This is a genomic window from Agromyces sp. LHK192 (assembly GCF_004006235.1).
GTDB lineage: Bacteria > Actinomycetota > Actinomycetes > Actinomycetales > Microbacteriaceae > Agromyces.
The window spans coordinates 3,630,591-3,646,092 of sequence record NZ_CP034753.1; the positions used below are offsets into that span (position 1 = coordinate 3,630,591).

The 15,502-nt window shown below is 72.6% G+C and carries 13 protein-coding genes; 8 read left to right on the plus strand and 5 right to left on the minus strand.

The features are described from left to right. Positions 1 to 58 precede the first annotated feature (58 nt). Positions 59 to 1,516: an amidophosphoribosyltransferase gene (gene purF, locus ELQ40_RS16520; RefSeq protein ID WP_127794670.1), complete on the plus strand. Its 1,458-nt coding sequence runs from the start codon at positions 59 to 61 to the stop codon at positions 1,514 to 1,516. Here the strand turns inward: purF and ELQ40_RS16525 are convergent. From ELQ40_RS16525 to ELQ40_RS16535, 3 genes are all read right to left on the minus strand, one after another. Then, positions 1,509 to 2,270 carry a nucleotidyltransferase domain-containing protein gene (locus ELQ40_RS16525; protein WP_127794671.1) on the minus strand — a complete coding sequence of 254 codons (762 nt, stop codon included), beginning with the start codon at positions 2,268 to 2,270 and terminating at the stop codon, positions 1,509 to 1,511. The two genes, purF and ELQ40_RS16525, sit on opposite strands and share 8 nt — an antisense overlap. Before the next feature lie 24 nt (positions 2,271 to 2,294). Beyond that, positions 2,295 to 2,714 carry a hypothetical protein gene (locus ELQ40_RS16530; RefSeq protein ID WP_240665839.1) on the minus strand — a complete coding sequence of 140 codons (420 nt, stop codon included), beginning with the start codon at positions 2,712 to 2,714 and terminating at the stop codon, positions 2,295 to 2,297. 128 nt (positions 2,715 to 2,842) lie between these two features. Continuing rightward, a complete protein-coding gene (locus tag ELQ40_RS16535) occupies positions 2,843 to 6,577 on the minus strand; it encodes an HtaA domain-containing protein (protein WP_164863675.1) in 3,735 nt (1,244 codons plus the stop codon). 197 nt (positions 6,578 to 6,774) lie between these two features. Between ELQ40_RS16535 and ELQ40_RS16540 the strand changes: the two genes are divergently transcribed. The 4 genes from ELQ40_RS16540 to ELQ40_RS16555 are packed head-to-tail and all read left to right on the plus strand — an operon-like array spanning position 6,775 to position 10,797. Continuing rightward, a complete protein-coding gene (locus ELQ40_RS16540; protein ID WP_205649367.1) occupies positions 6,775 to 7,941 on the plus strand; it encodes a hemin ABC transporter substrate-binding protein in 1,167 nt (388 codons plus the stop codon). Between the two features lie 8 nt (positions 7,942 to 7,949). Further along, a complete protein-coding gene (locus ELQ40_RS16545; protein ID WP_205649368.1) occupies positions 7,950 to 9,050 on the plus strand; it encodes an iron ABC transporter permease in 1,101 nt (366 codons plus the stop codon). After that, entirely contained in the window at positions 9,047 to 9,895 is an 849-nt protein-coding gene (locus ELQ40_RS16550; protein WP_127794674.1) for a heme ABC transporter ATP-binding protein, read from the plus strand. The genes ELQ40_RS16545 and ELQ40_RS16550 overlap by 4 nt, the downstream gene beginning before the upstream one ends. Further along, the gene (locus tag ELQ40_RS16555; RefSeq protein WP_127794675.1) at positions 9,892 to 10,797 is read left to right on the plus strand and encodes a hypothetical protein; all 906 of its coding nucleotides are present in this window, start codon (positions 9,892 to 9,894) and stop codon (positions 10,795 to 10,797) included. Before ELQ40_RS16550 ends, ELQ40_RS16555 begins: the two co-directional genes overlap by 4 nt. Here ELQ40_RS16555 and ELQ40_RS16560 read toward each other — a convergent pair. Continuing rightward, positions 10,781 to 11,191, minus strand: a complete 411-nt coding sequence (locus tag ELQ40_RS16560; protein ID WP_127794676.1) for a sterol carrier family protein — start codon at positions 11,189 to 11,191, stop codon at positions 10,781 to 10,783. The two genes, ELQ40_RS16555 and ELQ40_RS16560, sit on opposite strands and share 17 nt — an antisense overlap. Positions 11,192 to 11,339: 148 nt before the next feature. Here ELQ40_RS16560 and purD point away from each other — a divergent pair, with 148 nt between their 5' ends. The 3 genes from purD (at position 11,340) to ELQ40_RS16575 (ending at position 14,652) form a co-directional block, all read left to right on the plus strand. Next, positions 11,340 to 12,668, plus strand: coding sequence for a phosphoribosylamine--glycine ligase (gene purD / locus ELQ40_RS16565; protein ID WP_127794677.1), 1,329 nt, complete (start codon positions 11,340 to 11,342; stop codon positions 12,666 to 12,668). A gap of 11 nt (positions 12,669 to 12,679) precedes the next feature. Further along, positions 12,680 to 13,624, plus strand: coding sequence for a phosphoribosylaminoimidazolesuccinocarboxamide synthase (locus tag ELQ40_RS16570; protein WP_205649517.1), 945 nt, complete (start codon positions 12,680 to 12,682; stop codon positions 13,622 to 13,624). Between the two features lie 173 nt (positions 13,625 to 13,797). Beyond that, positions 13,798 to 14,652, plus strand: a complete 855-nt coding sequence (locus ELQ40_RS16575; RefSeq protein WP_127795373.1) for a VOC family protein — start codon at positions 13,798 to 13,800, stop codon at positions 14,650 to 14,652. An 18-nt stretch (positions 14,653 to 14,670) separates the two neighbouring features. Here ELQ40_RS16575 and ELQ40_RS18865 read toward each other — a convergent pair whose 3' ends face one another. Next, positions 14,671 to 15,324 carry a TetR/AcrR family transcriptional regulator gene (locus tag ELQ40_RS18865; protein WP_164863676.1) on the minus strand — a complete coding sequence of 218 codons (654 nt, stop codon included), beginning with the start codon at positions 15,322 to 15,324 and terminating at the stop codon, positions 14,671 to 14,673. Positions 15,325 to 15,502: the final 178 nt, after the last annotated feature.

The window sequence follows — 15,502 nt, forward strand, 5'->3', positions numbered from 1 at the left end:
CGAGGATGGAGCGTCCAGCTCGGACGCCTTCCCCACTCCCGAGGAGCCATCGCTCAGCATGTGCGGCATCGTCGGCATCGTCTCAACCGAGCCCGTCAACCAGCAGATCTACGACAGCCTCCTCCTGCTGCAGCACCGCGGACAGGACTCGACCGGCATCGCCACCGCCGACGGCCCGGTCTTCCACATGGCGAAGGCGCGCGGGCAGGTCCGCGAGGCGTTCCGCACGCGCGACATGCGGTCGCTGCTCGGCGACATGGGCCTCGGTCACGTGCGCTACACCACGAAGGGCGCCGCCGAGCGCGAGGAGGAGGCACAGCCCTTCTACGTGAACGCGCCCTACGGCATCGTCCTCGTGCACAACGGCAACCTCACGAACACGCGCGAGCTCTCGGGCGACCTGTTCTCGATCGACCGCCGCCACGTGAACTCGACGAGCGACACCGAGATGCTGCTCAATGTCCTCGCGACCGAGCTGCAGGGCCAGATCAAGGGCCTCGAGCTCGACCCCGACCAGGTCTTCGACGCCGTCACCCAGGTGCACGAGCGCGTCGAGGGCTCGTACGCCGTCATCTCGATGATCGCCGGCTACGGCCTGCTCGCGTTCCGCGACCCGTACGGCATCCGGCCGCTCATCCTCGGTCGTCGGTACACGGATGCCGGGAAGGCCGAGTGGATCGTCGCCTCCGAGTCGCTCGTCCTCGAGAACGGCGACTACGAGATCGTGCGCGATGTCGCCCCCGGCGAGGCCGTGTTCATCTCGCTCGACGGCGAGCTGTTCTCGCGCCAGTGCGCGCGGAACCCGCGCCTCGTGCCCTGCTCGTTCGAGTACGTCTACCTCGCCCGCCCCGACTCCGTGATGAACGGCATCTCGGTGTACGAGGCGCGCCTGCGCATGGGCGACCGGCTCGCCGACACCGTGGCCGAGCACATGTCGCTCGGCGACATCGACGTCGTCATGCCGATCCCCGACTCGTCGCGCCCCGCCGCGATGCAGGTCGCGCAGAAGCTCGGCATCGAGTACCGCGAGGGCTTCTACAAGAACCGCTACGTCGGCCGCACGTTCATCATGCCCGGCCAGGCGCAGCGCAAGCGCTCGGTGCGCCAGAAGCTCAACGCGATGGGCACCGAGTTCAAGGGCAAGAACATCCTGATCGTCGACGACTCGATCGTGCGCGGCACGACGAGCCAGCAGATCGTGCAGATGGCTCGCGACGCGGGCGCCAACAAGGTCACGTTCTCGTCGGCCGCTCCCCCCGTGCGCTACCCGCACGTGTACGGCATCAACATGCCGAGCCGGCAGGAGCTCATCGCGCACGGCCGCAAGATCCCCGAGATCGCGGCCGAGCTCGGCGCCGACCACATGATCTACCAGGAGGTCGTCGACCTGCAGGCCGCGATCACCGAGGGCACCTCGATCGACGCCCTCGACATGTCGTGCTTCACGGGCGACTACGTCACGGGCACGGTCACCGAGGAGTACCTCGAGTGGGTGGAGCGCACCCAGCTCAGCTGAGCCGCGCCGCCGTGGTCGCGCGCAACTCGTCTGCCGCTGACCGGAACGTCGCCTCGGTCCCGTCGAGCGCGATGACGGCGGCGTGGATGCCCGTGAGCCCCGCCGCATCGAGCAGCCGCTTGTCGTTCGTCACCCAGGTGCCGTCGTGCGCCGCGATCGCATGCGCCGACTCGACCGCGGCGACCGAAAGCAGCCCGACCGCCTGGGTCCACCGGCCGTGCTCGGCGTGGGCGGCGATCGCGTAGTCGAGGTGGAGGCCGGCGCGGCCGGCCCACTCGGTGGACGCGCTCCGGCGAAGGGCGTCGGGATAGGCGGGCGTCGGCAGGTCGCCGCGCACGATCCGGTTCAGCGCGAGCTCGGCGACGACGAGGTAGCTCGGGATGCCGGCGAGGTGGAACATGAGCGGCTCGATGTGGAACTCGCCGCGGCCGGCCCGCTCGATCTCGGCGTCGACCTCGTCGAGGTCGCGGTAGTGCACGTCGACGCGACGCCCGTCGATCTCGAGCCACGCGCCGCCGTTGAACACGCCGCCGCCCCATCCGCCGATCTCCGACACTTCGCCGGGCCAGCCGACCGCGCGGAGCTCCTCGGGTGCGAACCCCCCGCGGTAGTAGACCGCGAGGTCCCAGTCGCTGCCGGAGCCGGCCGTGCCCTGGGCCCGCGACCCGCCGAGGGCGACGGCCTCGACGCCGCCGAGGGTTCCGAGCCGGTCGGCGACGGAGGCGAGGAAGCGGTCGTCGTCGAGGTCGGGCATCCGCCCATCCTGCCGGAAGCCGCGCTACTCCGCTTCGCGCGTGTGCTCGTGCTCGGCGACGACCGTGCGGGTGCGGCCCGAGAGCACGCGGTCGAACACGAGCGCGACGACGGCGCCGAACGCGACGCCGATGGTGCCGAGCGCCAGCAGCAGGAAGCCGAAGACCTGGCCGCGGTCGAACTCCTCGTTCTCGGGGAAGGCGAACGTGAGGATCAGCGCGAGGATCGCGCCGAGCGCGAAGCCGAGCACGATGAAGCGGCCGTACTTGGGCGCTCGCCGAACGGTGACCGCCTCGTCGTCCGACTCGATCTCCATCATCGCCTCACGGGGCGCGGGAGCATCGGTGGGAAGCGCGGGGGCAGGGACGAGCGCGTCGGATGCCGCGGACTCGGGCTGCGGGGCATCCGGTGCCGTGCCGTCGGGCGTGCGGGAGGTGTCACTCACCCGCCCATTCTCCCGCACCCGGCTGGGAGGCGGCGCCGAACGGAGCCCGAAACGGCGAGAGGCCGCCCCGCTCGTGGCGGGACGGCCTCTCATCAGGCGCTCAGGGCGCCGTCATGCTGCGGACCGGCTCAGATCCGAGCGGCCTTGCGGCGGCGAGTCACGAATGCCGCCCCACCGCCGAGCACGAGGAGCGCGAGCGCGATCCACGCGACGGTGAGGTCGACACCCGTCGCACCGAGCTCGCCGGTCGTCGTCGTGTCGCACGGCACCTTGGCGCCGAGCGGGAACGAGAACGACACGGGGTCGAGCGCCTGACCGGCCTGGTAGAAGCCGCCGAACGCCTCGGCACCGGCCGCGGTCAGCGTCGCGGACGCGCCGCTCCAGCTGATCTCGTCACCGGAGACGGATGCCTCGGGCAGGCCGAGCGTCGCGATGACGATGCCCGACGCGTCGACGCCGGCTGCGCCGTTCATGCCCTTCGACGACAGGTCGGCGATGAGCACGGCCGAGCCGCCGTTCACCTGGACGCGCGGGTTCGCGATCGTGAGGTCGAGCTGCCCCGCGTGGCCGGTGAAGTGCACCGAGCCGTCGTACGACACCCGGCCGCGGTTCGCATCGGTGTTGTAGGCGCCGTCGCCGCCGGTCCAGCGGAACTCGCCGCCGACGGTCGTCGCGCCGGACGTGGAGATCGAGCCGCCCGCGATCGGGCCCGTGACGTAGCTGCGGAAGCTCTCCTTGACACCCCAGTCGAGCGTGGCACCCGAGACGTCGCGCGCGACGCACACCTGCTCGGGCGCGGCGGCGGGCGCCTGGGCCCCGGGCGCCGCGATCGCGGAGGCCGCGACGGTGAACGTGGCCGAGGCGACGCCGCTGCGCTCGCCCGCGAGCTCGATGCGGTGCTCGCCGACGGGAAGGTCGGCGGGCACGGTCCACGAGAGCGAGAACGTGCCGGTGGCGTCGGCGACCGCGGTGCCCGCGTCGATCGGGTCGGAGTACACCGTCGCCTGGATCTGCTCGCCCTGGCGGAAGCCCGAGCCGGAGAACGTCAGCGTGGTGCCCGGCACGATCGGGCCCGAGGGGGCGGCGATCGTGACGGCGGGAGCCGCAGCCTCCCACGCGACCGACACGGGTGCCGGCGGCTTGGTGAGGTTCGCGGCGCTCGTGCCGCTCTGGTAGTAGAACGCCTGGATCGCGCTCGGCAGGGCGACGATGAACTCGTTCGCCCACGCGTTGGTCCAGTTCACGCCGCCGCCGTTCGACCACGTGGCCGGGGCCACCGTGTCGGCGAAGTCGAGGTCGACGTTCGCGTCGAGCGCGTCGCCCGAGAAGTCGAGCGGCTCGACTCCGGTGATCGTCGCGACGGTCAGGCGCGGTGCAGGTGCGGCCGAGTATGCGGCCACGCCCGAGCGGACGCCGGCGGTCCAGGCGCCGTTGCCGTCGGCGTCGAGCACGAGCGTCGGGTCGACGAGCTCGATCCACTGGCCGGCGGGCGGGAAGAAGCCCTCGTAGGCCTGCGTCCGGAGCGTGCCGGTGAACGAGACGACGGTGCAGTCGTCGCTCACCCGGGCGGTGCCGTTCGAGAGCGCGAACGTCTCGCCGTCGAGCGCGACGTTGCCGCCGGCGACCTTCGTCCAGCCGTCGGAGTACCCCGACCAACCCCACTCGGCGCTGACGCCCGTGAGCACCTCGGCATCGGCCGGGAGCGCGCACACGTCGGCGGGCGTGGTGTCGACCACGCCGTAGTTCGGCGAGATCTGCACCGACGACGAGTCGAACCCGTTGGTCGGCGTGAACACGGCGCGCAGCGCGTGACCGCCGGCGGCGAGCTCGTCGGTGACGAGCGTCGCTGCGCCCTCGGCGACGTCGGCCGTGCCGAGCGACAGCTCGGCGCCGCCGGCCGGCGTGGCGAAGAACTCGACCGAACCGGGCACGGTCGACGGCGTCACCGTCGCGGAGAGGGTCACGTCGGCGCCGAGGATCGCGCGGGTCGCCGGGGCGACGGATGCCTCGGTGCTCGTGACCGCGGGCCACTCGAAGTCGACGGAGATCGGCGAGGCCGGCTTGGTGGCCTGCGCCGCCGACTCGCTCGTCTGGTAGTAGAACGACTGGATCGATGCGGGTGCGGCGAGCACGAACGCGGTCGGCCAGGAGTTCGCGTACGCGACGCCGTTCGCGACCGAGAACGTGCCCGGTGCGACCGTACCGAGGTAGGCCGGGGTGAGCGTGCGGGAGCCGTCGACGCCGGGGCCGCCGACGGTCTGGCCCGAGAAGGTCGCGACGGTGAGGCGCGGTGCCGCGGCGGTCGCGTCGTAGGCGCCGACACCGGTGCGAACACCGGCGGCCCAGGAGCCGCTGCCGTCGGCGGAGATCGTGAGGGTCGGGTCGACGAGCTCGATCCAGTTCCCGTTCGGCGGGAAGAAGCTCTCGTAGGCCTGCGTGCGGAGCGTTCCCGTGAACGAGACCTGCGCGCACTCGGGGTCGGCGGTCACGGTGCCGTTCGCGAGCGCGAAGTCCTGCCCCGCGACGGAGACGTCACCGCCGGCGACCTTCGTCCAGCCGTTGGAGTAGGCCGACCAGCCCCAGGTCGCAGTGGCGCCGGTGGCGGTCGCAGCGCCGGCAGCGGGCGTGCAGACGGCCGGTACCGAAGTGTCGACGACGCCGACGTTGCCGGTCTTCGTGCTCGTGGAGCCGACGAAGTCGGAGCCCGACGGCGAGTAGACGGCCTCGAAGGAGTGTCCGCCCGCGGCGAGGGTGGCGCTGGTGAGCACGGCCTTGCCGTCGACGACGCCTGCGCTGCCGATCGAGGTGCGGCTTGCGCCGACGCCGAGGTCGAAGAACTCGACACGGCCGGTCGGGAGGACTGCGGCGTCGTCGGTGTTCGCGACGACGGCTTCGAGGGTCACGGTCTCGCCGAGCCGCACGCGAGCGGGGGCGGCGGTGAGCGAGGTCGCGGTCCGGTCCGCCGTCGGCGCGGGGATCGCCTCGATCACGACCTGCACGGCCGTCGACGTCGAGGCGACGAACGCGGCGGGGTCCGCGGGCGTGAACGCCGCGGTCACGTCGTGCGTCCCGACGGCGAGCGAGGAGCTGGTGAACGACGCGGTTCCGTCACCGGCGACCGCCACGGGCGCTCCGAGCGCGCCGGCGGCATCCGAGAACTGCACGGTGCCGGCGGCGGAAGGCGCGACGGTCGCGGTGAACGTGACCGAGGTGCCCTCCTGCACGGGGCCGGCGGGCGCTGCGACGAGGGTCGTCGCCGTGACGGTCGGCTCGGGGACCACGACCTCGTAGGGCAGCGAGAAGGTCAGCGGGTCGAGCGCGGTGCCGGCGGTGTAGAACCCGCCGAACGCCTCAGCACCCGACGCGGTGAGCGACGACGCGGCGCCGCTCCAGGTGGCGACGTCGCCGGCCACGGCCGGTGCGCCGAGCGCGAGCGTCGCGAACGCGACGTCGTCCTGGTCGAACGTGCCGCCCGACAGGGCCTTCGAGGTCACGTCGACGTACAGCGTGCCCACGGCTCCGTCGACGTCCACCCGCGGGTTCTCGATCAGCAGGTCGAGCTGCCCGTCGTGGCCGGTGAAGTGCACCCCGCCGGCGAAGTCGGCGTCCGCAGACGGCACGTCGACGTCGACCGTTCCCGTGCCGCCCGTCCAGCGGAAGCTGCCGTCGGCGTTCTGGGTCGTTCCCTCGAGGCCGATGGATCCGTGGGCGATCGGGCTGACGATGTACCCGCGGAAGCTCTGCTTCACCCCCCAGTCGAGCGTGGCGGTCTCGACGTCGGCCGGCTCCGCCTGCGCGGGAGCGGCGATGCCGACGACGGCCGCCGAGGCGACGAGCGTTCCCGTGAGGAGGCTGGCGAGCACCCTCCTCCGGGCTGGTCGGGATGATCTGGACATGCAGATGCCTCTCGGGTGTGAGCGAGGATTCAGCTGGTCGGAAGCACGCCGACCGAGCGGGTAAGGTGAGCATAGCCTAATTAAGGTTGCCCTTATCAAACGTCGTCACGGAGCGCCGAAGCGCGTCCGCGCGCGGCACCGCACCCGCCATTGGATACCCAGCAGTGACCCGATCCACCGACCCAGGCCGCGCCCGCACCGGCCGTCGCGCCCTCGCCGCCGCCGTCGCGATCGGCGCACTGCTGCTCACCGGCTGCACCTCGACGGCGGGCGCCGGAACGGCGGGCGCCGCCGGCGCGGATGCCTCGGCCGAAGCATCCGTCGTCTGCGACTCGGCGACCGCGGTCATCGCCGCGCTGCCCGACGCGGCCCCTCCGAAGGGCGAGCTCACGGGCCCCGCGACCGCGTGCGTGCCCGACTCCGACATCCACGCGCCGGACCCGATCGCCCCGGTGCTCCCGGTCACGGTGACCGACGCGCAGAGCACCGAGGTCACGGTCGAGAGCGCCGACCGGATCCTCGCGATCGACGTCTCCGGCACGCTCGCGAGCACGGTGTTCGCCCTCGGACTCGGCGACCGCGTCGTCGGCCGCGACGCCTCCACCGGCTTCGCGGAGGCCGCCGACCTGCCGCTCGTCACCCAGAACGGGCACCAGCTCAACGGCGAGGCGATCCTCGCGCTCGACCCGACGGTGATCCTCACCGACAGCTCGGTCGGCCCCTGGGACGTCGTGCTCCAGATGCGCGACGCCGGCATCCCGGTCGTGGTCATGTCCCCCGAGCGCTCGATGGACACGCTCGGCGATCTCGTCACCGAGGTGGCCGGCGCGCTCGGCGTGGCCGAGGCGGGGGTCGCACTCGCGGACTCCGCGACCGCGGCCGTGGAGGCATCCGCCGCGGGCATCGATGCGATCGTGCCCGACGAGCCGGCCGAACGCCTCCGGATGATGTTCCTGTACGTTCGCGGCGCCGCGAACGTGTACTACGTGTTCGGCGAGGATTCCGGCGCCGACGAGCTCATCCGCGCGCTCGGCGGCATCGACGCGGCCGCGGAGATCGGCATCACGGACATGCGGCCGATGACGGCCGAGGCGATCGTCACCGCGGCGCCCGACGTGATCCTGGTGATGTCGAAGGGGCTGGAGTCGGTGGGCGGCGTCGACGGCCTGCTCGAGTCGGTCCCGGCGATCGCGCAGACCCCTGCCGGCGAGCACCGTCGCATCGTCGACGCGGCCGACCACCTGATCCTGAGCTTCGGACCCGACTACTCGACCGTGATCGACGCGCTCGGCGCCGCACTCTACGCGGATGCCCCGGCGGGCGACTCATGACGAGCGTGATGCGCCCGAATCGAGGCGGCGGCCAGACCTCGGTCGGCGAGGACGTGGTCGACGAACCCCGCGGCCCACTCGGCGCACGACGCGCCGTGCTGTTCACCGCACTTTCGGTCGGCGTCGTCGTCGTCGCGATCGTGTCGGCAGGGGTCGGCCAGCTCGCGTTGAGCCCGGCCGAGGTGCTCGACGCACTGCTGCGGCCGCTCGGCATCGACCTGGGCACCGACCCCCCGCCCAACGCCGAGGCCGCGCTCTGGACGATCCGGCTGCCGCGCGTCGCGATGGCGCTGCTCGTCGGCGCCGCGCTCGCGGCTGCCGGCCTGCTCATGCAGGCGGTGTTCGGCAACCCGCTGGCAGAGCCGGCGGTCGTCGGCGTCTCGTCGGGTGCCGCGCTCGGCGCGGCCGGAGCCATCGTGCTCGGCTGGACGGCGTTCGGCGGCTGGACCACGGCGGTCGCGGCCTTCGCCACCGGCCTCGTCACGACGCTCGTCGTCTACGTCTCCTCCCGGGCGGGCGGCCGCACCGAGGTGGTCACGCTCGTGCTCACCGGCATCGCCGTGAACGCGGTCGCGCAGGCCGGCCTCGCGCTCTTCGTCTTCCTCGGCGACACGCAGTCGCGCGAGGAGATCGTGTTCTGGCAGCTCGGCAGTCTGAACGGCTCGCTCTGGGCGGAGGTCGGCGTCGTCCTGCCGATCGTGGCCGTCACGAGCATCGCGGCCGCATTCCTCACCCGGAACCTCGACCTGCTGTCGCTCGGCGAACGCTCCGCGCGCCACCTCGGCGTCAACGTCGAGCTGCTCCGCGCCGGCACGATCGTGCTCGTCGCCCTCCTCGTCTCCGCGGCGGTCGCCTTCACGGGCATCATCGGGTTCGTCGGCATCGTGATCCCGCACCTCATGCGCATGGTGATCGGCCCCGCGCACGGGCCGCTGCTCGTCGCCAGCCTGCTGGGCGGCGCCCTGCTCCTCAGCGTCGCCGACCTCGCCGCGCGCACCCTCGTGCCGTACGCCGACCTGCCGATCGGCATGCTCACGGCCCTCGTCGGCGGCCCGTTCTTCTTCTGGCTGCTGCGCCGCACCCGCGCCAAGGCGGGAGGCTGGGGATGACGCGACCGACCGAGACGTCCAAGACGACCGGGACCCAGGCGACCGGGACGACCGCGCCGCACGCCGCCGTCCTCGCGGCTGACGTGACGGTCGCCATCGACGGGCACACCGTGCTCGACGCCGTCGACTTCCGCGCGGAGGCGGGCGCCGTGCACGCGCTCATCGGCCCGAACGGCGCCGGGAAGTCGACCCTGCTCGCCGCGCTCTCGGGCGACGTCCGGCCGACCACGGGCCGCATCGAGATCGCGGGGCGCCCGGTCGGCGGCACCCGCCTGCGCGACCTCGCGCGCCTGCGCGCGGTGCTGCCGCAGGAGCACGGCGTGTTCTTCCCCTTCACCGTCGGCGAGGTCATCCGGATGGGCCGCAACCCGTGGGCGCGCACCCCGGCGGAGGACGACGACGACCGGGTGGTCGCGTGGGCCGCCGACACGGCGGACGTCTCGCACCTCATGCACCGATCCGTGCCGACGCTGTCGGGCGGCGAGCGCGGCCGCTCGGCATTCGCGCGCGTGCTCGCCCAGGCCACCGGCGTGCTGCTGCTCGACGAACCGACCGCCGCCCTCGACATCCGGCATCAGGAGGCCCTGCTCGAGACGGCGCGCGAACGGGCGGACTCCGGCGACGCGGTCGTGATCGTCCTGCACGACCTCGGCGCGGCTGCGGCCTACGCCGACGCCGTCACCCTGCTCGATCGCGGCCGCGTGGTCGCGACGGGTTCGGTCGATCACGTGATGACGGCCGAACGACTGACCGAGGTCTACCAGCACCCCATCGACGTCCTGCCGGGACCCATCGTCCTGCCGAGGCGCGCCCCGAAGGGCACACCGAGAGGAATCGCATCATGAACGCAATCGCCCACCGCCCCGGCCGTCGGGCCGTGCGCGCCGCGGCATCCGCTGCACTGGCACTGGGTCTGGGGCTGGCGCTCGCCGGCGTCGGCGCGCTGGGGGCGGCCGCGCCGGCATCGGCCGTCGGCACCGGCACGGTCGCGATCTCGGTCGTCGGTGACCCCGCCAGGGTCGGCGTGGCCGACACGGCCGCGCCGACGCGCGTGACCCTGCAGGGCTCCGGCTTCCAGTCGATCGAGGGCGGATTCGGCGGCATGTACGTGCTGTTCGGCTGGGTCGCCGGGCCCGGCTGGGAGCCGAGCGCGGGCGGCGAGAGCGGCTCGACGTATCGTTACGTCGCCGACGACCCGAACGCACCGGCCGGCTACCAGCTCTTCGTGCCGTTCCCCGGATCGTCGACTGCGGCCGAAGGCAACGGCGGCACGATCGCAGCCGACGGCACGTGGACCGCCGAGCTCACCATCGCCGGCCCCACGTTCACGCCGGTCGACGCCGCGGGAGCGGGCGGTTCGGGCGAGGTCGTGGACTGCCGCGAGGTGCAGTGCGGCATCGTCACGATCGGCGCGCACGGCGTCGTGAACCCGTCGAACGAGACGTTCACGCCGATCGCGTTCGAGGACTTCTCGGCGGCGGCGACGCCCGAGGCGCCCGAACCGACGGCCGACGCCGACACCGCCGCGGCCGACGCGGCCGACGCGGATGCTGACGCGACCACCGCGCCGACTGCCGCGGCCTCGTCGACCGCGGGCGACGGCGGTGCCGCGTGGGTGCCGTGGGCGATCGTCGCCGGGGTCGTCGTCATCGGAGCCGGCACGACCGTCCTCGTCGTGCGCCGGCGACGCGCGGCGGCGGTTGAGGCCGGCGCTGCGGCGACTGAAGCCCCTACCCCTCGAGACTGATCGGGAGCAGCCCCTCGAGGTCGGCCCGCTGCCCCGAGGCCTGCACGCGTCCGGCGAGGCGCGCCTCGTTCCACGCGAGCGCGCCGGTCGCGAGGGCGAGCCAGGTCGCGGCATCCGTCTCGACGACGTTCGGGGGCGTCCCACGCGTGTGGCGCGGGCCCTCGACGCACTGGACTGCGGCGAACGGCGGGACGCGCACCTCGACGGTGCCGCCCGGCGAGCGCTCGGCGAGCAGCTGGAGCGTGTACCGCACGGCGAGCGCGAGCGTCGACCGGTCGACGGATGCCCCGGCATCGCCGCCCCTGCCGGTGCCCGCCGCCTGCGCCGCCTGCGCCGCCTGCCAGGTCTGCACCGCGGCTCGTCCGTCGTCGTCGGTGATCCGTGCTCGTGCCATGCGCACCATTCTTCCCGACCTCCTCCGGCACCTTTTCAGGACCACGGCCGTCATGACCCGATATCGGGGCCCTGACCGCTCTCATCCTGAAAAGGTGATCGGACGGCCGGGGAATCGGCATGGTCCGCACCCCGAGTAGCCTGTCAGGGTGAAGATCCTCGTCCTCGGTTCGGGCGCGCGCGAGCACGCCATCATCCTCGCCCTCCTCGCCGAGGAGGCCGGACACGAGATCACGGCGGCTCCCGGCAACGCGGGCATCTCGGCCTCGCCGACCTCGGCATCCCGGGGCACCGTCGAGACCATCGCGCTCGACCCGACCGACCCGGTGATCGTGACCGACTACGCGGTCGACAACGGCATCGAACTCGTCGTCGTCGGGCCCGAGGCGCCGCTCGTCGCGGGCGTCGCCGACGCGCTTCGTCGCCGGAGCATCCCGGTGTTCGGCCCCGGCCGTCAGGCCGCGCAGCTCGAGGGTTCGAAGACGTTCGCGAAGCGCATCATGGACGCCGCCGGCGTGCCGACGGGCCGCGCGACCCTGGCCGACACGCTCGAGGCGACCGAGCACACGCTCGACGAGTTCGGCGCACCCTACGTCGTCAAGGCCGACGGCCTCGCGGCCGGCAAGGGCGTGCTCGTCACCGAGGACCGCGACGCCGCGCTCGCGCACGCCGCGCACTACCTGCAGCAGGGCCCGGTGCTGGTCGAGGAGTTCCTCTCCGGCCAGGAGGTCTCGCTGTTCCTCCTCTCCGACGGCACGAACGTGCTGCCGTTGTCTCCCGCGCAGGACTACAAGCGCCTGCTCGACGCCGACGCCGGCCCGAACACGGGCGGGATGGGCGCGTACTCGCCGCTGCCGTGGCTCGACGAGCACCCCGACGGGCGGGGCGGCACGTTCGGCTCCGAGCAGGAGTTCGTCGACGAGGTGGTCGAGACCATCGCGCTGCCGACGATCCGGCAGCTGGCGAGCGAGGACACCCCGTTCATCGGCCTGCTCTACGCCGGCCTGATCCTCACGAGCCGGGGCATCCGGGTGATCGAGTTCAACGCGCGCTTCGGCGACCCCGAGACCCAGGTCGTGCTGCCGCGACTGGTCACGCCGCTGTCGGCGCTGCTGCTGGCCGCCTCGACCGGGACGCTCGCGTCGCAGCCGCGCCCCGAGTTCTCGTCGGATGCCGCGGTCACGGTCGTGCTCGCGAGCGAGGGGTACCCCGAGTCCCCGGTGACCGGCCGCACGATCGAGGGCGTCGAGGACGCCGGCGACGTTCCCGGCGTGCACGTCGCGCATGCCGCGACCGCGGTCGTCGACGACGGTTCGGGCGCGCAGCACCTCGCGGCCACCGGCGGACGCGTGCTCAACGTGATCGCGGTGGGCGACGACTTCGCCGACGCCCGCCGGCGCGCCTACGAGGCGCTCGAGCGCATCCGCCTCGACGGCGGGCAGTACCGCACCGACATCGCGGCGCGCGTCGCCGACTGAGAGACGGGGCCATCACCGTGAACCAGACCTCCGACCTCCCCGGCTGGACGCACGTCTACTCGGGCAAGGTGCGCGACCTGTACGTGCCCGCGTCGACGCCCGACGACGACGACAGCTGGACCTCGAGTCCGCTCGACCGTTCACCGGTCGTGCTCGTCGTCGCGAGCGACCGCGTGAGCGCCTTCGACGAGGTGCTCGAGCCCGCGATCCCGGGCAAGGGCGCGACGCTCACGGCCCTCACGCGCTGGTGGTTCGACCGTCTCGCCGACGTGCCGAACCACCTCGCCTACGCCGAGGACGACCGCTTCGACCTGCCGCCGATCCCGGAGGAGGTCGCCGACCGGGCGATGCTCTGCCGCACGCTCGACATGTTCCCGATCGAGTGCGTGGTGCGCGGGTACCTCACCGGCAGCGGCTACCAGGAGTACGTGGCGACGGGGGCGATCGGCGGGCTGCCGTTGCCCGAGGGCCTGCAGAACGGCGACCGGCTGCCCGACCCGATCTACACGCCCGCGTGGAAGGCGCCGCTCGGGGAGCACGACGAGAACATCTCGTACGAGCGCACGGTCGAACTCGTCGGCGAGACCGTGGCCGAGCAGTTGCGCTCGCTCTCGCTCGACGTCTTCCGCCGGGCGTCGGAGATCGCGGAGGCGAACGGCGTGATCCTCGCCGACACGAAGTTCGAGTTCGGCGCCGACCGCGAGACCGGCATCGTCACGCTCGCCGACGAGGTGCTCACGAGCGATTCGAGCCGATACTGGGATGCCTCGGCGTACGCGACCGCGGGTACGCCCGAGCTGCGCATGGCGAGCTTCGACAAGCAGATCGTCCGCGATTGGCTGGCCGCGAACTGGGATCGCGCCGGGTCCGAGCATCCGCCGACCCTGCCGCACGAGATCGTGGCGCAGACCGCGGCGCGCTACCGCGAACTGCTCGACCGGCTCGGCGTCGAGTAGGGGAGAGTGGCATCGCCGCGCCGCCGAGGAGTCGAGCCGTCGCCGCGGCGACTCGCAATACCCGAGACGACCCGAACCGGAATACCGCGCACGAGGGCGAGGTTGGATTACTTGTGACTACAACTGATTCGCCGGAGCGCCGGCGCCCCGACCTCCTCGCCGCCGACACCGGCATGGGTGCGGTGACGCTGCGCGTCGCCGACCTCGACGCGATGATCCGGTACTACCGCGACGGCGTGACGCTCGACCTGCTGCGCCAGGACGGCGCGGTGGCGGTGCTGGGCCGTGGGGCGACCCCGGTCGTGATCCTCGAGCACGCGCCCGAGTTGCGCCATGCCTCGCCGCGCGATGCCGGGCTCTACCACACCGCGATCCTCTTCGACTCGCGCGAGGCGCTCGCGACCGCGCTGTTCTCGGTGGCGTCGCGCTACGCGGGGACGTTCACCGGGAGCGCCGACCACCTGGTCAGCGAGGCGTTCTACTTCAACGATCCCGAGGGCAACGGCGTCGAACTGTACTTCGACCGCGAGCGCAGCACCTGGAGCTGGGCGCACGGCCGGGTCGAGATGGCGACGAACTTCCTCGACCCCAACGGATACCTCCGCGACCACCTGACCGAGGCGGGTGCGACCGCGGCGTCCGAGGCATCCGGTGGCACTGCCCGTCTGGGCGACGCCATCGTCGGCCACGTCCACCTCTCGGTGGGCGACGTGGCGAGCGCACGCGAGTTCTACGTCGACCGACTCGGCTTCGAGACGACCGCCGAGTTCGGGTCGCAGGCCCTGTTCGTCTCGGCGGGCGGCTACCACCACCACATGGCGATGAACACGTGGGGCAGCGCCGGCGCGGGGCGGCGACAGCTCGCCCTCGGGCTCGGCAAGGTCGAGATCGTGGTTCCCTCGGCAGACGACCTCGGCGAACTCGGCGAGCGGATGTCGCACCACGGCGTCGCCGGCCGCGACGACGGCCGCACGTTGGCGTTCGACGACCCGTGGTCGAACCTCATCGAGGTGCGCGCCGCGGGCTGACGCCCGACCCGCCGAGAATCAGTCGCCGACGGGTGCGCCGGTCGCCTGCCGGTGCGCCATGTCGTGGAACTCGGTGAACGACTGCGGCGGCTCGGGCAGCAACTCGAGGTCGGGCCGCGCACGCAGGCCGTCGATCACGATCGCGAGCTGGCGACGCCAGTACGGCAGGTAGTCGCCGCCGAAGCGCCCGATCGAGCCGAGCATGTTGACCAGCATGTTCAGGTCGACGCCCTCGACGTCCGGGCGAAGGCTGCCCTCCGCCTTGGCGCGCGCGACGACCGCCTCGAGCGCCTCCTCGAACCGGAGGCCGGGCTTGTGCTCGGGGTCGTCTTCGGCGACCCGGCGCATCAGGTCGGGCAGGTACGGAGTCGCCGCCACCCATTCGCTGAGCCGTTCGAGGAGCAGTTCGATCCCGCGCCATCCGGTCGGGGCGTCGGCGATCTCGGGTGCGAGGCGCTCGAACATCTCGATCGCGTCGTCGTAAATCTCGCGGAGGAGGTGGGCTCGGTTCGGGAAGTGCCGATACACGGTACCGGCGCCGACGCCGGCGCGGGTCGCCAGTTCGTCGAGGGGCGCATCGATGCCTCGTTCGGCGAAGAGCGCCCGGGCCTCGGTCAGGAGGCGCTCGTGGTTCCGCCGAGCATCGCGTCGGGTTGAGGTCGCGGAGCTCATCTCGCGAGGATACTCGCTCAGCCGCGCGGCGGTCAGATGGCTGCTCTTCTGAGCATTTCGCGCATCCGGGAGGTACCATTCGGAAGAGACGTTCCGATTCCCCGAACGGCGGGACGTCTGGGTTCGCTGGGGGGCGAGCCCGGGTGCGGTGGGCGAGTGCCGTTCGACGGCAGGGGGC